This is a genomic window from Planococcus sp. CAU13 (assembly GCF_000775575.1).
Lineage (GTDB): Bacteria > Bacillota > Bacilli > Bacillales_A > Planococcaceae > Planococcus.
Window position 1 is genome coordinate 1 of record NZ_JRGN01000193.1, and the last position, 20,621, is coordinate 20,621.

Genomic DNA, 20,621 nt, shown 5'->3' on the forward strand with positions numbered 1-20,621 from the left:
GATATGGAGCAAAACAGCGAAGACTCCCAGCGCAAGCCCCCAGGAAAGCGCAGCTGTTTTGCGGAATATCGATTCCTTTATTTCTTTCTCAACATACTGAAACCCCCGAAGCTTTTGCTTCGGGGGTTTAATATCGAAATCTACATTCTTCTTGGTTCGTCATGTTCGGTAGTATGCGAAGTTTCCTTCTGCTCCCATACGCGTTTTGTCAGATAAATATGGAAGAACCATTCGCCCGCTGCAACCACAACAGCAGTGAAAAGAGCAGCCATGACTATTGAGAAGTCAGGGTTTTCAATCAGCCACATTCCCAGCAGCCAGACAAGCAGAAATACCAGGACAAAATCTCCGCCTGTCGCAACCTTGTTGGAGGTTTTAGGATAAATAACGAGATCTCCGACAAAGCCGATGACTGTAATAATGAGACTTATGATGAATATGTCGAACACTTCCACTCCGTAAGTGAGTCCGAGAATGACAAACAATACCGAAAAGACCATGGCGAACTTCATCAGCAGCGCTTCAATATATTTCACCTGAATACACCCCCTCGAAATGATTTGCGTTATTCGCTTTAATCATGAACTGATAAAGTCGCCGCCATTCACGTGAATAGCCTGTCCGGTGACATAAGTGGAATCTTTTGAAGCGAAATATACATAAGCCGGCGCCACTTCGGCAGGCTGACCGCGTCGTTCCATCGGCGTATCGCCACCATGTTCTCCGACTTTTTCCGCATCGAATGTCGATGGAATCAGTGGTGTCCAGATAGGGCCCGGCGCCACTGAATTCACCCGGATGCCGTCATCGATAAGATTGGAGGCCAGTGAGCGTGTAAATGCTGTTATGGCACCCTTTGTCGCTGAATAATCAATCAGCGACGGAGATCCCCGGTAAGCGGTGACAGAAGATGTATTGATAATTGAATCCCCTTTCTGCATATGGGGAATTGCAGCCTGGGTCAGATAAAACATGGAAAAGATATTCGTTTCGAAGGTCTCGGTCAATTGATCCTGGGAAATATTCAGGAAGTCATCCTGGGGAAATTGTTTGCCGGCGTTGTTAACCAGAACATTTAACTGGCCGAACTCCCCGATTACATCCACAATCAGCTGATTGCAATTTTCCACTTTGCTGACATCACTGGCGAATTTAATGCATTTTGCACCATAGGATTCGACAGCCTGCACAGTTTTTTCGGCATCCTCGTGTTCATCGAGGTACGCAATTGCGACATTGGCGCCTTCCTTTGCGAAAGCGACAGCTACCGCACGCCCGATTCCGCTGTCTCCACCGGTAATCAGAGCCGTCTTGCCTTTCAGCTTATCGGCACCTTTATAATCCTTATCATCATAAATCGGTTCGGGATCCATCTCGTTTTCGAATCCCGGCTGCCGTCCCTGTTCCTGCGGGTCGACAGCATCATCCATTTTTTCGTATTTATCCTCAGCCATTTTATCTCCTCCTGTAAAGTTGATCTCATGATTTTCCTATTCCCGAAAGTCGAGGAGCTAAACGCTCAGAGCCGATTCAGTGTCGTTCCGCCTCTTTCTGAAAATCCAGAAAACACCCAGAAAAACCGACAGGACACTCAGAATCAATGAAGGGACAAAGAACGGAGGGCGGTAAGTAAAGACAATCCGGTTTTCACCTTCTTCAATCGGAACGCCGACAAAAGCATAATTTGCCTTCAGCACTTCTGCATCCTCACCGTTCACTGTTGCGCTCCAGCCGATTTCATATGGGATGACAGCTGATAAATAATCGTCCCCTGCAAAATTATCATACAGAATTTCGACCCTGCTGCCGTCTATGTCGAGATCATTTACACCGGAAGGCATGGCAGCGGCTCTTTCCAGAGTTTCATAATCTTCGCCGAAAATCTGAAGTTCCGTCAAATAATAACGGCCTTCCGGAACACGGATGCTTACACGTTCCTGAGATGGGACGCGTATCGTCAGATCGTCGACGAAGGTCTTATAGATGGAATCGTTCGATTTTCGCGAAGTGGTGTAATCATTTACTGCAAGATTAAAACCTTCATCTGCTGCCGTGTTCATGAGATTGAAGGAAATATACAGATCCGCCGCATTGTCAGCAGGTTCATCCCATATCAAATCAATGCCGCCGGTCTCTCCGCTGACCTCGAGGATCCCATTATCATAAGAAGCAGCTTCCTCCTCGATACTGAACTGCGAAGTAATGTCGCCGGTCACTTGAATGGGACTGCCGTCTTCTTCAGTGTCCAATACAATGCCATTCAGCATGGCGTGTTCCCTCACCAATGGGGGATGCATGTTCAATTTCGGCTCCTGATAAACTTCTGTTGCGCCTCTCGCAAAAGGAAGCACATTGTCATTTTCATATACTCTGTAATTCTCAGAAGCAAGTATTTCAGTGAAGCCGTATGGTGTGTTGGCATTGCCTTCAGGACGGATAATGTATTTGCCCCGCAGCAGGCTGAAGAGATTCGCCCGGTTGCCGAGCGTTGCATAACGGCTGACGCTTTCCCGTTCCATATCGATTTCCAGATCATACAGGTAGAAGTACAGCAGATTTTTATTCAAAATACTTGAATAAGCGCTCAATCCCTGGAAATCCTGAACAATCGGCGTGTTGTTGCGGACACCTTCCATCCATTCGATGCGGTACATTTCATCATCTTCTCTGGCATGGACAGCATCCAGCAAATCACGTATTTCCGGATTATCATAATCCTCCCCCGTAATCAATTCTTTATTGACCTGTGAGATATTTCCCATCTTCAGCAGTCTCTCATGCTGATAGAAATTCGCGTAAACCAGAATCCAAAGGAGCAGCGAGGCAGCAAGTATTTTCAGGGCAGTCGCATTGCGGGTATGGACAGCAGCAAAAGCTACAGCCAGTGTAATCAATAAGCTTCCAAGGGCGATATAGGATTCAGCATGATTGAATTCGAAAGACGGATCGAAAAAGGCGTACATCGCATAAACAATTGTGGAGAGTGCAGCTGCGATGTAAAAACTGCGATACGGAATTTTGGTGAACATGCTAAGGCCGCTGGCAATTGCTCCGCCGGCAGCGAAAGAGATGAAATATTCCCAGCGGTACTGCGGAGCGGAAAATCCGTTAAAAGCACTGCCGATCAGCGGGCTTAAATGCATGATCACACCAGCTATCCCGAGTAAAGCGAAAAGGCGGAATGTTTTATTGCGGTAAAAACGGAACGTGAATAAAAATAGAACAAATAATGCCGGAAGAATGATATAGCGGCTTGAGTAAATGATATTGTCAAACGGATCGAAAATTGGGATATCCTGCTGAAAAGGCGGTCGGTGGTTATTCAAATAGGCATAAACCGCCGGAATGAAAGCAACTGCGCCGATGCCGAATCCGATAATGCCGCTGATCCCAATGTTCAATAGAATTTTCCTGCGGTTTTGCTCAGCAGCAGTCAGGGAGATAAACAGCCTGAACAGAATGTAAATGGCAGCCAGCAGAAAATTGATGTAGGCAAAATAGAAATTATCGAAAAAGGAAATGGCCACTGCTGCAAGAAACCAGCCAGGTTTTTGTTCCCGGAATATTTTCTCGATGCCCAGTATGAGCAACGGGAGCCAAAGAAAAGCGTCGGCGAAAAATTCCCAGTAAACTGTGTGGCGGAAATACATGCCGGATATACCGTATACCGCAGCTCCGAGCAGCGATGGCCAATAGGAAAGTTTCATGTACATAAAAAGGCGCGAAGTGATGAACAATACAAAAGTCAGCCGGATCACGCTGATGAAGACAGCCGCATTGGCCCAAAAAAGAACATCGGGTGTATGGACCAGCCCAGTTATGTCGAGCAGCCAGACAAGGGGAATGGTCAGCAAAAATACGATGGAAGTGGAAAAATAATATGCCAGTTCACTGAAAGTTCCGGCTCCCAGTCCAAAATCGAAGGAATAGAAAAATTCCCCGTTTGTGTATTGTTCATATAGAAGATGTTTAAAAGGCATCATCTGCGACAATCCGTCATTGATGCCCGTCATATAGTGCTCCTGTGTCCATTGATACAGGAAAACGCCATGTGCCAGAATGGCGAGCACCAGGCTGAACAACAGCAGCCAGAGCATTGGGTATTTCTTCAACATGAATTCACCGTCTTTTCACTTATTTCTGTCGCACCGGATCTTTCATGATTTTACCTGAAATGATAAAAGTAATTGGCACAGTGAATAACACTGCGGCAAAAGGTGCGATATTGCTGTTCAATTTGAGATATTCAACAAATACGAAGATGAGAATCGTCGATACCGACATATTGACGACTTGCGTTAAAGGGAAATATAAATATTTTTTTAAAGTGGGTTTTACTTTGTACGTGACGTAAGTATTCAAAAAAAATGAGACGTTCAGGCTGATCAGAAAGGCGATGACGTGCGCAAACATATATGGGAGCGAGAAAAGGTTGTGGAGCAGCAGATAAATGGAATAATAACTCAGCGTGTTGACGACACCGACGAACAGGAAGCGGGTGAATTCCGTATTGAAAGATTTAAGGCTCATCGGTTTCATCTTCCTTCCGGCGGTGAGTTAATAGTAGCTCCTTGCGGTATATACCCGAAAAGCATGAAAAATATGTACAGAGAAGCTTGCGAAGTTTTATCCATGCACTGTTTTTAAAATGGAAACCTGAAACTTTACCGTCGCCTGCTCGTATAACATACAGAGACGGGGAACAATGAGGCATAAAATTATTTTTTCAGAAAATTCCGCTTAAACCGATTGACACATAAATTGGAAGGTGCTAGGTTTAACCTTGGAGAAAGTGCGTCTTTCAGGAGCGTTTGACTCTCAAAATTGTAATTTTCCGCATATACAAATATTATAACAATAGAATACATAAATATAAGGAGTGTGTTGAGATTGGCTATCAATTTAGTAAAAGGTCAGAAGATCGATTTGACGAAAGGGCGTACTTCTCTATCCAGTATTATGGTTGGACTTGGGTGGGACCCGATTGAAACGAAAAAAAGCGGTGGCTTTCTAAGCTCACTTCTTGGCGGCGGGGGCGGCGGTTCCGACATTGACTGCGACGCCTCGGTCATCATGCTCGATGAAAACGGCAAGCTCAAAGGCAAAGAGAACCTGATTTATTTTGGCAATAAACAAAGCCGTGACGGCAGCGTTGTCCACTCAGGCGACAATTTGACCGGCGAAGGAGAAGGCGACGATGAAACCATCAACATCGACCTTAAACGCATCTCACCTTCGATTCACCGTTTGGTGTTTGTTGTAAACATCTATAATGCCAAACAGAAAAAGCAGGATTTCGGCATGATTGAAAACGCCTTTATCCGTTTGGTCGATAATCAGTCAAAAGAAGAATTGGTTCATTACAACCTGACAGAAAACTACTCGGGGAAAACGTCGCTGATTACGGGAGAATTATACCGTCAGGGCAGCGAGTGGAAATTCTCTGCAATCGGTGAAGGCACGACAGATTCTGATATTGGCTCAATCGCCAATAAATATGCATAAGGAGTGAAGTTGAATGGCAATCAATTTATCAAAAGGGCAAAAAGTGGATCTGACGAAAAGCAACCCGGGTATGTCAAAAGTTGTTGTCGGGCTTGGCTGGGACACCAATAAATATGACGGAGGCCAGGATTTTGACCTTGATTCTTCGGTTTTTCTCTTAAATGCAAACGGTAAAGCAGCATCTGAAGCAGATTTTATCTTCTATAATAATACGGTCGGCGCTGCCGGAGCTGTTGAACATACCGGTGATAACCGCACGGGCGAAGGAGAAGGCGATGACGAACAGGTGAAAGTCAACCTGACGGCTATTCCTTCTTCAATCGAAAAAGTGACTTTCGCCATTACGATCCATGACGGCGAAGCGAGAGGCCAGAATTTTGGCCAAGTAAGCAATTCCTATGTGCGCATCGTCAATGAAGATACAAATGAAGAATTGATCCGCTACGATCTGGGGGAAGATTTCTCCATTGAAACGGCTATCGTTGTTGGTGAGTTGTACCGCCACGGCGGTGAGTGGAAATTCAATGCCATCGGCAGCGGCTACCAGGGTGGTCTCGCGTCGCTGGTTAAGGACTTCGGACTCGACAGCTGATTTGGCAAGTTAAAAAAGCAAGGGGCTGGGCTCCTTGCTTTTTTCTCCATTCAAATGGAAAGAACCCTTTAATTTAATTGTGCCGGGAGGATCTTGTAATGAGACATTTCAACGTATTGGATAATTCTGAGTTAAAGACGTTTTTTAAATACTCCCCGGCAGAATTTAATCGAGATACGGAACGGGAAATGCTTGGGTTGGCGTTGGGTGCAGCACTCTACACTCCTGGTTCAAGACCTGATTTCGCAGCTAAGATTATAGCCGGAAGTTATCGGCGGAACACTTTTTCCGGCCTGGCAACTCTGATGATTTGCCTGGAAGACGCGGTGGCTGACAGTGATTTGGAGTCGGCAGAAGCAAATGTTGTTTCCCAATTAAAAGAGCTTGAACGATTTTCTGCCGGTGATGCGGATGAAAGCCCACTGCTGTTTTTGCGTATCCGCAATCCGGTTCAACTCGAAAAGCTGACATCAATGACGGGCAGCGCACTCGGTGTGCTGACTGGCATCGTGCTGCCAAAAGTTCAGGCTTCCGAACTGGAAGACTTCTTCCTGGCGCTGGACCGTGCCAGTGAATGCGCTGGAAGAAAACTGTATGCGCTGCCCCTTCTTGAAACGGAAGAAGTGCTGTTTGCGGAAACGCGTGAACAGGCGCTGATGGAAATTTACAGTAAATTGCGGAAAGAAAAAGACCGGATATTGACGATAAGAGTCGGAGCCACTGATTTTTCGAGTCTTTATGGCCTTCGCCGTCCCGCAGAGCGGACCATTTACGACGTGCATTTAATCCGCGATTGCCTGATTTCGGTACTCAATAAATTTACGAAAGCACAGGACAGTTTCATCGTATCGGGGCCGGTCTATGAATATTTTTCAGCAGAAACCGACGCGTGGCTGTCTTCCACACCGGAAAAAGTCCTGTGGGAAGAAGTGCAACTGGATGTGTTAAATGGCTTTAAAGGCAAAACCTGCATCCATCCTTCCCAGATTGCCATCGTCAATGCAGGCTATATTGTGTCACATGAAACGTATGAAGATGCCATGCTCATACTGGCAAAAAGCGATACATTCAATGGAATCCTGCAAAGTCCGCAGCGCAATAAGATGAACGAAGTAAAACCGCACCTGAGCTGGGCGAAGAAAATAGCTGCTCAAGCGGAAATATATGGGGTGCTGAATGAATACTACAAACCAATCGACGTCCTCAACCACATACGTGCAAAACAGCTTGCAAAACAGGTATAGATATTGGGGTAAAATGGATATTGAAGTATCTGTCAACGACAGTTACGGAAACTTGCCGATGGAATCGTTATTTTCCATGGCGTTAAGAGTGAATAAAAAAAGACAATTTCTTTTTGTCAGTAAATTAATCGCGAAACATTTAGCTGTTCATCCGGCACTGGCACTCGGTACGGGAAGTTTGCTGGCTTCATTATTGATGGAAAATTCCGGGCTTCCGCCGATTCCGCAGCATCAGCAGATCGTTGATATGATCGGATCGGGAATCGCATGTTCCGCGACCAGCCGGGAATCGCTCGCCTACCGAACGGCTTTGCCTGAGCAAACTGTGTTCATCGGAATGGCGGAAACTGCAACGGGCCTTGGCCATGCGGTTTTCCACCATTTCGACGAAGCAGCTTATATCCATACGACCCGTGAAAAAATTGTCGGTGCAACGCCTGCATTTGTATTTGAAGAAGAGCATTCCCATGCCACGTCCCATAAAGTATATGCTCCAGCAGGCATGCTGGAGGATGCTGAAACGATTGTGCTGGTCGATGATGAAATTTCTACAGGCAATACGCTGGCTAATCTGATCAGCGCCCTGGATGCTCATTTTCCAGGCAAAAAATACATATCCCTTTCCATACTGGATTGGCGCAGTGAAAAGCAGCAGCAGAAACTCGAAAAGATGGCGGAAGCTCGTAATCTGAAAATTGATGTTCTATCTCTGCTTACCGGTGAATTCAAATTGAACCACAGTGAATCTCCGGATGAAGCGGAAGTGGAATTTCTGGATGGCTCCGGAGACAGAGTGCCCAATCGGTCGGCACAAACTCAGGCGGTTGACCTCTATTCTGCCGGGGGACAGCGTTATCTTCCATTCACCGGCAGATTCGGTTTGTCGAGCAGCCGCCATCTGGAGATTGAGAAATGGGCTGAGCAGACGGCAAGTGCAGTGACTGCCGGCAAAAAACCGCTGGTAATCGGAGTTGGGGAAAATATGTATCTGCCACTTCGCTTCGCAATGGAGCTTGGCGGCGATGCCCTGGTACAGACCGCCACAAGAAGCCCAATTTTCGCAGCGCAGGAAACGGGGTATCCGATCAAGGAGAAAGTCCGCTTTAACCTGCCGGATGCTGAGAATGTCGATCAATTCCTATATAATATAAACAAAGTGGATACTGACAGAATCTATTTATTGGCCGAATCGGTCGTTGATGAACAAACGTGGCAGCCCTTGATCGCGTATCTGGAAAAAAAGGCACCGGTCGAGTGGCTCGCACTGACAGACAAAAATTAAAAGAGGTGGCATGATGATTACTGCGGGTTTGGTGAAAACAAGCTATCCGGATGAAGACATCACGTTTCTATTGAAAGATGTCACTGACGATTTTGAAGAAAGTTCACTTGAAGAACGGGAAAAAGCGGTGCAGACCGGCGGCCATTATGCCGAAAGACTGCCTGTCGAATACCGTCCATCTGAAGAATATACAAAACTTTATCATCAGTCGGTCGCACAGACGAAAATCCAATTGAGCCATCTTGTCGGCGTTGTGGCGAGAAGAATCCAATTGAACGCCGGAACGGATGATATTGTGCTGGTTTCGCTTGCGCGCGCAGGGAGCCCGATTGGCATATTGATCAAGCGCTATGCCGATCAGGTAATGGATTTGAACTGGCCGCATTACAGCGTCTCGATTCTGCGGGATAAAGGAATCGATGAAAAAGCGATCCACACAATTCTGCAAACCCATCCGGGCAGCCGCATCCAATTCATAGATGGATGGACCGGAAAAGGGGCCATTCAAAAAGAATTGACAAAATCGCTTGAGGTTTTCAACAGCAGATACAGCACCGATTTAAAGGACGATATGGCGGTTCTTGCGGATCCGGGGGCCTGCGCAGTCCTGTTCGGCACAAGGGAAGATTTTCTGATTCCAAGCGCTTGCCTGAACTCCACTGTTTCCGGCCTGGTCAGCCGCACCATTTTGAACGACCACTTTATCGGAGCGGATGATTACCACGGTGCGAAATTTTACGGCGAATTAATGGAAGAAGATCTTTCAAATGATTTCGTGGATCAGGTTACGGCCTGCTTCGCTGAAACAGCTCAAGCCGCCGAAGCGGAAGCCCACAGCACTCCGGTGACTGCCGAACGCACATGGGAAGGCATGGAAGAAGTGGAGGAAATCGGGCGGCGGCTGTACAGTGAAACGGACTACCATCTCGTTAAACCGGGAGTCGGCGAAACGACACGCGTGCTGCTTCGGAGAAACCCATGGAAAGTGCTGGTAAGAGACACGGGGCATCCCGATGTGAAGCATATTCTGATGCTGGCTGCGGAGAAGGATGTGCCGGTGGAAGAAGTTCCGGATCTGTTCTACCGCTCGATCGGCCTTATCAAATCGGGGAAAGAAATATGACGGTTTTATTTGCAAGCGACCTCGACCAGACACTGATTTACTCCCGGAGATCCATGGGCAGTGAAGTAAAGCCGGAAGAATTGATAGAAGTCGAACGCTATGAAGGCAAACCGCAATCTTTCATGACCGAACAAAGCCAGTCCGCGTTATGGGAACTGGAACCGGATACTGTGTTTGTGCCGGTGACAACCCGGACACGCGAACAATATGAACGGGTGACGGGGATTTATGAAGGCGATGAACCGCCGCAATTCGCCATCATCTCGAATGGTGCCGTCATTCTTGAAAACGGTGAACCCATCAAAGAATGGTCCACCGATATCCGCCGCCAATGCATCAGGAGGAAAACCGTAATCGAAGAACTGCTGCCGGTAATTCATCAGCACTTCAATGAAGATTGGGTCCTGCGCGTACGGCAGGCAGAAGATTGGTTTGTGTATCTTGTTGTGGACCGCGCACGATTCCCGGAAGAAAAGCTATCTTTCTTTACCGAGATTTTCCGTGAAATCGGATGGGGAATTTCACTCCAGGGCAGAAAGCTCTATATTATGCCGGAAAGCATCACGAAAGCGGCTGCTATGGAATATGTGCGTGACCGCATCAAGGCGGATTACGTCATAGCTGCTGGTGATTCCCTGCTGGATCTGGATCTGCTGGAAAGCGCAGATGCTGGATTGCTTGCCGCACACGGCGAAGCAGTCAGTTCGGATGCGGAAGTGTCAGATCACATTATTGTTACGGAAGAAAAGGGCATTAAGGCAGGAGAAGAAATTTTGGCGAAAGTTGCTGACATTTCGATGCAAAGCAAATAGCAAGGGGGGAAACCCATGGTTCAATTGCATCCGGTCCGTGTAAGAACATGGGATCCGGAAAAAGTCGGCGAGTGGCTGAATAAGCCGATCGTCAACCATACAGAAACAAAAATTGAAGAAGACGCAATCACCTATCCGCAGCTTCTGGGGGAATACACCGGAATGCCGCTGGATACAGACGATTATTTCGCTTCCATTTATGAAGCGATGGAACAGGCAGGCGGACGGCTAATCCGCCTGTCAGGCAAGCTGAACAAACACATTGAACAGGACCGGCTGAAAGCACTTCAGGATCTTTTTGAAATGAACCGGAAAGAAAAAGGGTTATCAGCGAGCCGTATCGTCGCATTCCTGGATGGCAAAGGCCTATTGCCCCGCCTGAAGGATGCCGGTCTTAACCGGCGCATCCGGCTGGTCATGATAGATGTGCTGAAAGCGTTTCAGGAGCAGTCAGGCGGCAGTACGGTGCAATCTTCATTCAGAAGAGTGGCGACGGACCTTGTGAAATGGACATTCAATCATATAGAACCGGAACTAGTCAAATTGAATCTTGAAAAAGGATTGCCTGCTTTCCTCTGGTACGGTGAGGCATCCGAAAGCGAAAAATGGTTCCTGAAGCTGGCCGCTGCCTATGGTTTTCATATCGTCGTTTATGATCCGACCGGTCAAAAGTGGTTTGGAACGATGGTGGGTGAAGAGAAGATTCACAGCCACAGCTTTCAGGTGAATATTGAAACACCTCCGCTGTTCCCTGAAGAAAAGCCGAAACGTGTCGGTACAGTGGCTTACCGGGCAACACAGGAAGTGGACCGGCTGCTGCATCATGACGATTCCGGATTGTATAAGCCATTTCAGTTTAAATCCTATATTACGCATCCGATCCGTTTGAAGACGACAATCGATGAAGCATTCATGCTGGCGAAAGAACGGGCCATGGTGCGGCCTTCATTTTCGGTCGAACGCGGTGTCGTCCACATTCCCGTCGTCTTCGCCAAAGTCATGGGCATTGAAAAAGACCGCAGGCGGTTTTGGGACAATATCCACAAACTGACGGAACGGGAGGACACGAAATTGGTTCGGAGTTTCCCGTTTATCCAAGAACGCAAAGGCAATCAGCAATTCCATTACCGTGCAGCACTGGACAATAAAGGCAATCTGGATCCCGAAAAGATGAAAAAATCCAATTGGTGGCGTTACAGCAAATTGCCGGACGGTGTTCAGACAGCGATTGGCGCAGCCATCGCAAGGCATGTGGAGAAGCCGATCCTGCTGCCTCAAAACGGGGAGTCATTCGAAGAGTTGCAGCTCTATGCCTTTTCTCAATCGATGTCTCTGCCCGATTCTGTCATTCAATTGATTCAATTATTTGATTATCCGCAGTTTGTTCCGACGCTTTTGTTCTATAATGAAGAGAAAGACGGAGAACTGAGCCGTGCAGACGCCAATGCGATTGCACTGATTCATAGCTTCGGCCTTGATAACATCATCATCAATCCGCAGGGCCATCAGGATATCGAGCGATGGCTGGATACGGAGGCCTATGATGTGCACTGGCTGGATGAACGAAGTTTCAACGAACCGTTCCAGGAACCGTCCGTGGTAAGGAAGTTTCTTGGGAAATGGCTTTGATTAAGAAAAGGAGGGGTTAATGATGAACACGATGCCAGATCAGATCGAACAGCAGGAACTTGTAATGAAAGATGAAAACCAGCTGAAAGCGCAATTGAAGAAAGATCCTGAAGTGCTGCAATTGGCTGCGAAAATCGATCCGAAAAACCAGATTGCATTATTGGAATTCGGCCGTGAGCCTGCAAACGAAATTTCCGCGTTTACCGGGAAAGTATTGAATTCGGTTCAGGCCAACAGTATGGAAGAATCGAGTGAGCTATTGAAGCAGCTAGGAAAAATCATGGACAAATTCGATAAAAAGGATTTTGTCGAAAAGAAAGGCTTCCTCAATAAAATCTTCAATAAGGGCAATAAAATGATTGAACAGCTTTTCAATAAATACCAGACGATGGGTACAGAAATTGATAAAGTGTATGTGGAAATCACAAAATACGAAGCCGAAATGAAGAAATCGACGACGACACTTGAAGAATTGTATGACCAGAATTTCCAGTATTTCATGGAACTGGAGAAATACATCGCAGCAGGTGACATCAAAGTCGAGGAACTGAAAGCGAAAGAACCGGAAGTACGCAAAAAAGCGGAATCCGGTGACCAGATGGCGCTGATGGAATTGAATTCATTGCAGAATGCCATTGAACTGCTGGAGCAGCGTGTTTACGATTTGGAAATGGCGAAACAGGTATCTTATCAGTCTGCGCCGCAAATCCGCATGCTGCAGCGCGGCAACACGAAGCTCATAGGAAAGATCAATTCGGCGTTTGTTACTACAATCCCGATTTTCAAAACAGGCCTGATCAATGCCATCGCGGCGAAGCGTCAGAACCTGGTAGCTGAATCGATGAGTGAACTTGACCGCCGCACGAATGAAATGCTGTTGAACAATGCCAATGATATTTCCCGGCAGTCGGTGGATATTGCACGGATGTCCGGCCAGCCGAGCATCAAGATTGAAACGATCGAGCAGACATGGGAAACTATTATGCAGGGGATGAATGATACCCGTGCAATTGAAGATGAAAACCGCAAAATGCGCGAAGAAGGTCGCCTGCGCATCGAAGAATTGCAAAAGAAATATGAAGATACCCAAAGAAAATAATTTTATCGGAGGAGATTATTCATGTCATCAATCAACTTGTCAAAAGGTCAGAAAATCGATTTAACAAAAACAAATCCGGGACTTACAAAAGTTACTGTAGGCCTGGGCTGGGATACGAACAAATACAGCGGCGGCGGAGATTTCGACCTTGACGCTTCTGTGTTTCTTGTAGGTCAAAACGGCAAATCACGCGGACCGGAAGATTTCATCTTCTACAACAACCTTGTTGGCGGCAACGGTTCCGTGACACATACAGGTGATAACCTGACAGGTGAAGGCGAAGGAGACGATGAGCAAGTGATTGTCGACTTACCGAATGTGCCTTCTGACATCCATAAAGTGGTATTCACAGTTACAATTCATGAAGCAGACAGCCGCGGCCAGAACTTCGGCCAGGTGTCGAATGCTTTCATCCGCATCCTGAACGAAAGCAATGACGAAGAGATCCTGCGCTACGACCTGGGAGAAGACTTCTCCATTGAAACAGCCCTGGTTGTCGGTGAATTATACCGCCATGCAGGCGAATGGAAATTCAATGCGATTGGTTCAGGGTATCAAGGCGGACTTGCTGCGTTAGTAAATGATTTCGGTTTGGCATAAGCATATCTCTCAACCCGTTTCTCTTTTGAGAAACGGGTTTTCATATGCTTCTTCGTTCTATCATAAACTGGTCACAAATTCCTTTCTGCACATAAAATTGGGGTGCTATCATGTAGGGAAGAAGGAGTGAGTTGCATGAAAACGGCTATGGACAAACGTCTTTTAATAGAAGAAGCAGGTTATTTTATTCAAGCATGCTACCTGGAGCTGGGGAAAAATGAGTCGGAAATAAAAAATAGAATGATTGGAATCATAGAAGAAGTCGAAGAAACAGGTACTTATACGCATACCTTTGAGGAATTGGAACATGGCGCACGGATGGCCTGGCGCAATAATAATCACTGCATCGGCCGGCTATTCTGGAATACATTGATCGTTTTTGATGCAAGGCAGCATCGAACGGCGGAAGGCGCTTTCGATGCGCTGCTTCATCACATCGAATTTGCAGCAAATAGCGGAAAGATCCGGCCCTCTTTGACTGTTTTTCCGGCGGAACAAAACGGCGAAAGCAGGCTTCGCATCTGGAATCATCAGCTTTTGCGTTATGCGGGTTATGAAAAAGAAGCATCGATAATTGGAGATTCTTCTTCAGTGGAATTTACGAAAAAATGTATGGAACTCGGATGGCGAGGGAAGGGAACCGCTTTTGATATTCTGCCGATTGTCATTGAAGATGCAGGAGGGGTGAAATATTTCGAACTTCCGGAACAGGCCATACTGGAAGTGGAAATTAAACATCCGGAACTGGAAAATTTTACAGAACTGAGGATAAAGTGGTATGCAGTGCCGATCATTTCTGACATGAGGATGGAAATCGGAGGCATCCATTATACGATGACGCCATTCAACGGCTGGTACATGGGGACTGAAATTGGTGCACGCAATCTGGCCGATGAAGAACGCTATGATCTATTGCCGGCAGTGGCAAAATTGATGGGCCTTGATATGAAATCCAATCGTTCGCTGTGGAAGGATAAAGCGCTTGTCGAATTGAATATAGCTGTATTGGATTCATTTGCGGAAGCCGGCGTCACCATCGTCGACCACCATACAGCGGCCAAGCAGTTCAAAAGCTTCGAGAAAAAAGAAGAAGCAGCCAGACGGGCCGTCACGGGGAACTGGGCATGGCTCATTCCGCCGATGTCGCCAGCCACAACGCACATTTTCCATAAGCCGTATAAAAATGATATCGTCAAGCCGAATTTCTTTTACCAGAAAGCACCTTACGCTGACTGAAAGGGATGGGTAAGCATGAAAGAATTCAAAATCACGTATTTTTTTGACAAAGAACATTACATCCGAAGATTCATCTTTCTGAAATCACAGGAGGAAGCGGAAATGCTTGTCCAGAGCGAACGGGATAAGTATATTTCATTTACCGACAGCAGAGGTATTTATCATGAACTGGACACAGGAAAAGTACGGGTCACCCAAATATCTGAATATCACCGGATTGATAAAACAAAGCGCTGAAAAGTTCCTTTCTTTTGAACGGAGCTTTTTTCCTTTTTGTTGATTTTATTTTCTGCTGCTCGAACAATAGAGGGGTTATATTATATAATGGAAGAAGTGAAAGTTCTTCACATTCAAAGCTGAAAGAAAGTGGGAAACATTATGGGACGCAAGTGGAATAACATTAAAGAGAAAAAAGCTTCAAAAGATGCGAATACAAGCCGGATCTACGCAAAGTTCGGACGGGAGATTTACGTTGCAGCCAAACAGGGTGAGCCGGATCCCGAATCGAACCAGGCATTGAAAGTCGTACTCGAGCGGGCAAAAACATACAGTGTGCCGAAAGCGATCATTGACCGGGCAATCGAAAAAGCCAAAGGCGGATCTGAAGAAAGCTATGACGAACTCCGCTACGAAGGCTTCGGTCCGAACGGTTCCATGGTCATTGTCGATACATTGACGAATAATGTAAACCGGACAGCTTCGGATGTCCGTGCGGCTTTCGGCAAAAATGGCGGCAATATGGGCGTCAGCGGTTCTGTCGCTTATATGTTCGATCCGACGGCTGTCATCGGCATTGAAGGGCAGAAGTCTGCCGATGAAGTGCTTGAAATGATGATGGAAGCGGATATTGACGTGCGTGACGTTGAAGAAGACGGTGATGCAGTCATCGTTTATGCAGAACCGGATCAGTTCCATCTTGTGCAGGAAGCATTCAAACAGGAAGGCATCACGGATTTCACTGTTGCCGAGTTGACGATGATGGCGCAGAACGAAGTGGAATTGCCGGAAGATGCCCAGGCGCAGTTCGAAAAAATGATTGATGCCATTGAAGATCTTGAAGATGTTCAGCAGGTTTACCACAATGTTGATCTGGGTGAATAAACAATTCCGGTAATTTGATATACTGTCCTTAACAGGATGAAACGGAGGCGTTACGATGAAAGATTTATGGGAAATCAAACATTCTTCACATCGTATTCGGGTGGAAAGCACATGGGATCAAAAGAAGTTATGGGTCGACGGGGTCCTGCAGGACGACCAGCCGGGCTTTGCATTCAGCGCACGATTGTTCGGTAATCTGAGAAGCGAGGACGGAAGTTTTGAAGATATTAAAGTATCACTGGGATTGGGTTTGTGCTCCACAAAATGCCGGATCTTTGTCGGCGACACTCAGATTTATTCCACGGAGATTGCCTGGGAAGGCTGAATGATCAATAAAAAGCCCGGCCCCATCAGTATATGCTGATGGGGCCGGGCTTTTTTCATTCCATTATTAATGGACTTTGGCAGGTGCATTTTTTGTGTTTTTCCGTTTGTGGACGATGGCGTTGATTTCAGCACCGATTACAAGAATCAGTCCGGTCAGGAAGAACCATAGAATCAGAATGATCAAACCGCCCAGACTGCCGTATGTGGCGTTATAGCTTCCGAAATTAGAAACATAAAATGAAAATCCGAGAGATACGAGCTGCCACAGGATAGTCGCGATCAACGCGCCGATAATGACTTCTTTGAATGGAAAGCTTTTGTTCGGTGCAATTTTATACATAACTGCCAGTACAATGCTCATAACTGCGATTGAAATGACCCAGCGAAGCACCTGGAACAAAATTTCCGTCTGTGAAGGCAAATTCAGGAATGAACTTACAGTATCGATGATCGTACCGCCGAAAATCGGCAGTACAAGCGCTACGACTACTGCCACAAGCATGAATAGAGTAAGCAGAATCGCAATTCCTTTCTGAGCGATGAATGATCTTGTTTCTTCCACATCATAAGCTTCGTTGGTCGCTTTGATGAATGCGCTGACCGCATTGGAAGCGGACCAAAGCGTCCCCAAAATACCGATAGTCAGCAGTCCTCCAGCAGGTGTCGTGACAACACTGACGATTTGATCTTCAAATGTCGTGGCTATTTCACCGGGAAGGATTGTGCCGAGAAGATCCATCAGGCGCTGGGGATCGATTTGCAGATAAGGCAGAATCGCCAGTATCAGGATCAATAAGGGCACGATTGCAAGAAGATAATAATAGGCCTGTGCTGCTGCGAGAAGGGTCGCGTTGTCTTCCTTGAATTTCTCGCCGAACTCTTTTACATAAGATTTGGCATTTGCCATTTCATCAGCCTCCCATTTAAAATTCCTTAACAATTGTATGCCCACTGAGATGGGAGTTTAACCCTCAAACGGAATAATCACGATGAAAAAGAAACAAAGAACAATAAAAACAGTACAGAAGAAGCTGAGCTCCTCTGTACTGTTTCTGCAGTTCGTTATAAATCAATCGCTCAATATATCAAGCGAAATCTTTAAAATGTGATGATTTTCCATTTCCAGAATAGACCAGCGGCAGCCGCTTCTTTCAACGATGCTGCCTGTTTCAGCTTCAATCAGCTGGTGCTGTATCCAGCCGGCAATCGTATCAATATCCTCGCTGTCATCGAATTCGAGTCCGAATCGCTCTTCAAGGTCTTTTAACAGCACCCGCCCGTTCAATAAATAACGGTGATCGTTTTCTTTGATGATATCCGCTTCTTCGTCTTCGTCGAATTCGTCCCGGATTTCCCCGACAATTTCTTCCAGGATATCTTCCATTGTAATAAGTCCGGAAGTTCCGCCATATTCATCAATCACCAATGCGATATGCGTCCTGTCCTTCTGCATTTTCACCAAAGCAGTATGCAGAGGGGTCGTTTCGTGGAAATACGGCAGGCTGTGGACCAGTTCCGTCATTTGGACCGAGCCGTGGACTGCGTAATGCGTAAGGATCTCCTTGGCGTTGATGAAGCCTATCAAATCGTCTTTATCGCCGTCTCTGGCAATCGGATAGCGGGTAAACCGATGCTCCCTGAGTTCTTCCAATAATTCTTCGGTAGTCAGGGAATCGGGGAAAGCGATCATTTGAGTGCGCGGAACCATGACGTCTTTCGCGCTGCGTTCATCAAAAGCAAAAATATTTTGCATATAGGACAGTTCCGCCTGGTTGATTTCGCCGCTTTGAAAGCTTTGGGCCATGATGATTTTCAGTTCCTCTTCCGAATGTCCCTGCTCGGCCTTCGCCGGCTGAATTCCGAAAATCCGGAGCAGAAGCCGTGACGCCGCTGTCATCAGGTAAATGAAAGGAGCCATTATTTTTCCGAACACATACAGGACAGGAGCAAGGGCGAGCGTCATGCGCTCAGCCGAATGCAAGGCAAGCGATTTCGGAATCATTTCCCCGAGGACGACATGGAGAAAAGTAACCAATGAGAAAGCCAGGATGAAAGAAATCACCAAAGCTGATGATGAAGGAAAACCAAAATTCCTGAAAAGTGGAAGAATGAGCTGTTCGACAGCCGGTTTACCAAGCCAGCCGAGGCCAAGCGCCGCCATCGTAATGCCCAGCTGGCACGCAGTCAGGTAATAATCGAGGTCATCCAAAATCCTCTTGGTGATGCCTGCCTGCCTGCTGCCTTCCTCAATCAACTGATCGATGCGGGACATGCGGACTTTGACTACAGCAAACTCCGCTCCGACAAATAGTGCAGTAAATAAAATCAGTAAAACGAATAACGTTGAATTCACTAAAAGTATGGGGTCCAATAAATTCCCTTGATTAAGGGATTCACCTCCGGGTTGATTTGTACTACTATTAATTTACCATAAGGTGATTAGGAAATATATGGCGAATGCTTATGGCGCTCGAGCACCTGCAGGGTAATCCCTTTGACGTCAATGACACTGTCTTCGTTGATGACATCTTCCAAAAGGATGTTCTTGAAATAGCTGACACTCGCATCCAACGGGATATTGAGCAATTTCGTCAAAGCGATGCGGTACATTTTGCCGAATTCGGGGTCGGCGTTGCCGCGTTTCATTTCGTTGAAGGACTCATAGAACTGGTCCAGTTTGTCGGCCAGTTCGAGCAGGCGGCCTTCAATCGTTTCGTCCTTGCCCTCTTTCATGCGGTCGAAAAAGACCTGCTGAAACTCTTCAGGGATTTCACGGATGATGAATTTTTCCATCATCCCTTCTTCGACTTTCGCGATCATTTCCTTCAATTCCGGTGATGAATGTTTGACGGGCGTTTTAATATCGCCGATAAATACTTCGGCAAAGTCATGGTTGATCGTTTTTTCGTAAAGGGATTTCCAGTCGATGGCACGTCCGGCCCGTTCTTCGATAGTCGCAAAGAACATGGCGTATTGGCTGACCTTCCAGGAGTGGGCAGCCACATTATGTTCTTCGAATTTAAACCTCCCCGGCGCGCGGATAATTCGTTCCAAATCGTTTAAAGCGGTGAAAAATGTATGAATTCCCATAGCTAAAACTCCTTTTCCAAATTTCTTTATCTTCACCATACCCCATTTTCAGTATAATAAAAGATAGTCTGGAAAGAGGAGAATGAACATGACAGGAAAAACTCACATCATTGGCGGCATTACAGCAGGTCTTGCATTCGCACAAATTACAAATTATGAACCCGTTATCCTTCTCGGAGCAGGCGCGGTTGGCGCGATGATACCGGATATCTGCCACGGAGGCAGCAAAATAGGGCGGACGTTTCCGGTTGTTTCGAAAATCGTGAATATGCTTTTCGGCCATCGGACATTCACCCACAGTCTGCTGTTTTTACTGCTGGCGGCTGTCCTTTTTAATGCGGTATTACCGAATGAAGCCGTTGCAGCCGGTCTGCTGGTGGGTATGGGCAGTCATTTGCTGCTCGATATGGCGACCAAAAACGGCATTAAATTATTTTTCCCGATGAAATTTACAGTGCGTTTTCCGCTGACGGCCAAAACCGGCGGGACGGGGGAATATGCGGTTTTTGCTGTATTGTCCCTGCTTACAGTGTATTTCGGATGGTCGGCATTCGGCCTTCCATAAGAGTCATTCATGCCTCTTATGTGTTTGTTTCATAGAGATTGGGGAAGAGATTAGTAACAAACATCTTAGGAGGGAGTTTCATGAGCAAAGAGGAATTTTCCAATCGGGAACAGGATACTGAGAGCACCAGAAGAGGCGGCCAGATTCACGGCAGTTTCGGAGGGAAAGAATCAGATATACGCGTTGGTGAAGAACTCGGGAAAAAAGGAGCGCACAGCAACCTCGGCATGGGAGACGAAAGGATCCCCATTCGTGAGAACGAGGATGAATAGAGATGGAACAGCGTCTGCATTGATTACGCAGGCGCATTTTATTTATTCAAATTAAAGTCAAAGTTGTCCAAAAAAAGGATAAACGCTACAATAACATAGATGTTGAAATTATAAAATTTACTTAATTCAAAAAAATGGAGGCAC

22 protein-coding genes are annotated in these 20,621 nt (G+C 46.5%); 15 read left to right on the top strand and 7 right to left on the bottom strand.

What is annotated here, in order from left to right; translation table 11 throughout:
- Positions 1-140: 140 nt before the first annotated feature.
- From KW93_RS08485 to KW93_RS08500, 4 genes are read right to left on the bottom strand one after another with little or no spacing between them, the layout of a single operon-like run.
- A complete protein-coding gene (locus KW93_RS08485; RefSeq protein WP_033542569.1) occupies positions 141-536 on the bottom strand; it encodes a DUF2512 family protein in 396 nt (131 codons plus the stop codon).
- Between the two features lie 42 nt (positions 537-578).
- Positions 579-1,454, bottom strand: coding sequence for an SDR family oxidoreductase (locus KW93_RS08490; protein ID WP_033542570.1), 876 nt, complete (start codon positions 1,452-1,454; stop codon positions 579-581).
- A gap of 57 nt (positions 1,455-1,511) precedes the next feature.
- A complete protein-coding gene (locus tag KW93_RS08495) occupies positions 1,512-4,115 on the bottom strand; it encodes a YfhO family protein (RefSeq protein ID WP_052131535.1) in 2,604 nt (867 codons plus the stop codon).
- Positions 4,116-4,134: 19 nt separating this feature from the next.
- Positions 4,135-4,530, bottom strand: coding sequence for a GtrA family protein (locus KW93_RS08500; protein ID WP_033542571.1), 396 nt, complete (start codon positions 4,528-4,530; stop codon positions 4,135-4,137).
- A 360-nt stretch (positions 4,531-4,890) separates the two neighbouring features.
- Here KW93_RS08500 and KW93_RS08505 point away from each other — a divergent pair, with 360 nt between their 5' ends.
- The 13 genes from KW93_RS08505 to KW93_RS08565 all read left to right on the top strand — a co-directional run bounded on the left by KW93_RS08505 (position 4,891) and on the right by KW93_RS08565 (position 16,548).
- On the top strand, positions 4,891-5,505 hold the full coding sequence (locus KW93_RS08505) for a TerD family protein (protein ID WP_033542572.1): 615 nt from the start codon (positions 4,891-4,893) through the stop codon (positions 5,503-5,505).
- A 13-nt stretch (positions 5,506-5,518) separates the two neighbouring features.
- Complete coding sequence (locus KW93_RS08510; protein WP_033542573.1) at positions 5,519-6,097, top strand: TerD family protein; 579 nt, start codon at positions 5,519-5,521, stop codon at positions 6,095-6,097.
- A 98-nt stretch (positions 6,098-6,195) separates the two neighbouring features.
- Positions 6,196-7,341 (top strand): HpcH/HpaI aldolase/citrate lyase family protein, encoded by a 1,146-nt coding sequence (locus tag KW93_RS08515; RefSeq protein ID WP_033542574.1) that lies wholly within the window; start codon positions 6,196-6,198, stop codon positions 7,339-7,341.
- A gap of 13 nt (positions 7,342-7,354) precedes the next feature.
- Positions 7,355-8,623: a phosphoribosyltransferase family protein gene (locus KW93_RS08520; protein ID WP_235318391.1), complete on the top strand. Its 1,269-nt coding sequence runs from the start codon at positions 7,355-7,357 to the stop codon at positions 8,621-8,623.
- A 13-nt stretch (positions 8,624-8,636) separates the two neighbouring features.
- Positions 8,637-9,746 (top strand): cysteine protease StiP family protein, encoded by a 1,110-nt coding sequence (locus tag KW93_RS08525; protein WP_033542576.1) that lies wholly within the window; start codon positions 8,637-8,639, stop codon positions 9,744-9,746.
- Positions 9,743-10,558, top strand: coding sequence for an HAD hydrolase family protein (locus tag KW93_RS08530; protein WP_033542577.1), 816 nt, complete (start codon positions 9,743-9,745; stop codon positions 10,556-10,558). The genes KW93_RS08525 and KW93_RS08530 overlap by 4 nt, the downstream gene beginning before the upstream one ends.
- A 15-nt stretch (positions 10,559-10,573) precedes the next feature.
- On the top strand, positions 10,574-12,187 hold the full coding sequence (locus KW93_RS08535; protein WP_033542578.1) for a YceG family protein: 1,614 nt from the start codon (positions 10,574-10,576) through the stop codon (positions 12,185-12,187).
- 22 nt (positions 12,188-12,209) lie between these two features.
- Positions 12,210-13,286: a toxic anion resistance protein gene (locus KW93_RS08540; protein ID WP_033542579.1), complete on the top strand. Its 1,077-nt coding sequence runs from the start codon at positions 12,210-12,212 to the stop codon at positions 13,284-13,286.
- A gap of 21 nt (positions 13,287-13,307) precedes the next feature.
- Positions 13,308-13,886 (top strand): TerD family protein, encoded by a 579-nt coding sequence (locus tag KW93_RS08545; protein ID WP_033542580.1) that lies wholly within the window; start codon positions 13,308-13,310, stop codon positions 13,884-13,886.
- A gap of 135 nt (positions 13,887-14,021) precedes the next feature.
- Positions 14,022-15,122, top strand: a complete 1,101-nt coding sequence (locus KW93_RS08550) for a nitric oxide synthase oxygenase (RefSeq protein ID WP_052131536.1) — start codon at positions 14,022-14,024, stop codon at positions 15,120-15,122.
- A 15-nt stretch (positions 15,123-15,137) separates the two neighbouring features.
- On the top strand, positions 15,138-15,359 hold the full coding sequence (locus KW93_RS08555) for a hypothetical protein (RefSeq protein WP_033542581.1): 222 nt from the start codon (positions 15,138-15,140) through the stop codon (positions 15,357-15,359).
- A gap of 141 nt (positions 15,360-15,500) precedes the next feature.
- Positions 15,501-16,223: a YebC/PmpR family DNA-binding transcriptional regulator gene (locus tag KW93_RS08560; protein WP_033542582.1), complete on the top strand. Its 723-nt coding sequence runs from the start codon at positions 15,501-15,503 to the stop codon at positions 16,221-16,223.
- 55 nt (positions 16,224-16,278) lie between these two features.
- A complete protein-coding gene (locus KW93_RS08565; RefSeq protein ID WP_033542583.1) occupies positions 16,279-16,548 on the top strand; it encodes a hypothetical protein in 270 nt (89 codons plus the stop codon).
- A 66-nt stretch (positions 16,549-16,614) separates the two neighbouring features.
- Here the strand turns inward: KW93_RS08565 and KW93_RS08570 are convergent, their stop codons facing one another.
- From KW93_RS08570 to KW93_RS08580, 3 genes are all read right to left on the bottom strand, one after another.
- Positions 16,615-17,457 carry a YihY/virulence factor BrkB family protein gene (locus KW93_RS08570; protein ID WP_033542584.1) on the bottom strand — a complete coding sequence of 281 codons (843 nt, stop codon included), beginning with the start codon at positions 17,455-17,457 and terminating at the stop codon, positions 16,615-16,617.
- 162 nt (positions 17,458-17,619) lie between these two features.
- A complete protein-coding gene (locus KW93_RS08575) occupies positions 17,620-18,903 on the bottom strand; it encodes a hemolysin family protein (protein ID WP_081986974.1) in 1,284 nt (427 codons plus the stop codon).
- Between the two features lie 86 nt (positions 18,904-18,989).
- Positions 18,990-19,640, bottom strand: a complete 651-nt coding sequence (locus tag KW93_RS08580; RefSeq protein WP_033542586.1) for a YfbR-like 5'-deoxynucleotidase — start codon at positions 19,638-19,640, stop codon at positions 18,990-18,992.
- A gap of 88 nt (positions 19,641-19,728) precedes the next feature.
- On the opposite strand from KW93_RS08580, the gene KW93_RS08585 reads away from it, so the two are divergent.
- Positions 19,729-20,205 (top strand): metal-dependent hydrolase, encoded by a 477-nt coding sequence (locus KW93_RS08585; protein WP_033542587.1) that lies wholly within the window; start codon positions 19,729-19,731, stop codon positions 20,203-20,205.
- Positions 20,206-20,285: 80 nt separating this feature from the next.
- Positions 20,286-20,477 carry a hypothetical protein gene (locus KW93_RS08590; protein WP_033542588.1) on the top strand — a complete coding sequence of 64 codons (192 nt, stop codon included), beginning with the start codon at positions 20,286-20,288 and terminating at the stop codon, positions 20,475-20,477.
- Positions 20,478-20,621 lie beyond the last annotated feature (144 nt).

Bases quoted from the DNA above. Each gene is read 5' to 3' on its own strand.
- KW93_RS08490 (WP_033542570.1), bottom strand. From the start codon at position 1,454: ATGGCTGAGGATAAATACGAAAAAATGGATGATGCTGTCGACCCGCAG.
- KW93_RS08590 (WP_033542588.1), top strand. From the start codon at position 20,286: ATGAGCAAAGAGGAATTTTCCAATCGGGAACAGGATACTGAGAGCACC.
- KW93_RS08585 (WP_033542587.1), top strand. From the start codon at position 19,729: ATGACAGGAAAAACTCACATCATTGGCGGCATTACAGCAGGTCTTGCA.
- KW93_RS08535 (WP_033542578.1), top strand. From the start codon at position 10,574: ATGGTTCAATTGCATCCGGTCCGTGTAAGAACATGGGATCCGGAAAAA.
- KW93_RS08520 (WP_235318391.1), top strand. From the start codon at position 7,355: ATGGATATTGAAGTATCTGTCAACGACAGTTACGGAAACTTGCCGATG.
- KW93_RS08580 (WP_033542586.1), bottom strand. From the start codon at position 19,640: ATGGGAATTCATACATTTTTCACCGCTTTAAACGATTTGGAACGAATT.
- KW93_RS08525 (WP_033542576.1), top strand. From the start codon at position 8,637: ATGATTACTGCGGGTTTGGTGAAAACAAGCTATCCGGATGAAGACATC.
- KW93_RS08500 (WP_033542571.1), bottom strand. From the start codon at position 4,530: ATGAGCCTTAAATCTTTCAATACGGAATTCACCCGCTTCCTGTTCGTC.
- KW93_RS08545 (WP_033542580.1), top strand. From the start codon at position 13,308: ATGTCATCAATCAACTTGTCAAAAGGTCAGAAAATCGATTTAACAAAA.
- KW93_RS08560 (WP_033542582.1), top strand. From the start codon at position 15,501: ATGGGACGCAAGTGGAATAACATTAAAGAGAAAAAAGCTTCAAAAGAT.
- KW93_RS08530 (WP_033542577.1), top strand. From the start codon at position 9,743: ATGACGGTTTTATTTGCAAGCGACCTCGACCAGACACTGATTTACTCC.
- KW93_RS08565 (WP_033542583.1), top strand. From the start codon at position 16,279: ATGAAAGATTTATGGGAAATCAAACATTCTTCACATCGTATTCGGGTG.
- KW93_RS08555 (WP_033542581.1), top strand. From the start codon at position 15,138: ATGAAAGAATTCAAAATCACGTATTTTTTTGACAAAGAACATTACATC.
- KW93_RS08495 (WP_052131535.1), bottom strand. From the start codon at position 4,115: ATGTTGAAGAAATACCCAATGCTCTGGCTGCTGTTGTTCAGCCTGGTG.
- KW93_RS08510 (WP_033542573.1), top strand. From the start codon at position 5,519: ATGGCAATCAATTTATCAAAAGGGCAAAAAGTGGATCTGACGAAAAGC.
- KW93_RS08570 (WP_033542584.1), bottom strand. From the start codon at position 17,457: ATGGCAAATGCCAAATCTTATGTAAAAGAGTTCGGCGAGAAATTCAAG.
- KW93_RS08550 (WP_052131536.1), top strand. From the start codon at position 14,022: ATGAAAACGGCTATGGACAAACGTCTTTTAATAGAAGAAGCAGGTTAT.
- KW93_RS08540 (WP_033542579.1), top strand. From the start codon at position 12,210: ATGAACACGATGCCAGATCAGATCGAACAGCAGGAACTTGTAATGAAA.
- KW93_RS08515 (WP_033542574.1), top strand. From the start codon at position 6,196: ATGAGACATTTCAACGTATTGGATAATTCTGAGTTAAAGACGTTTTTT.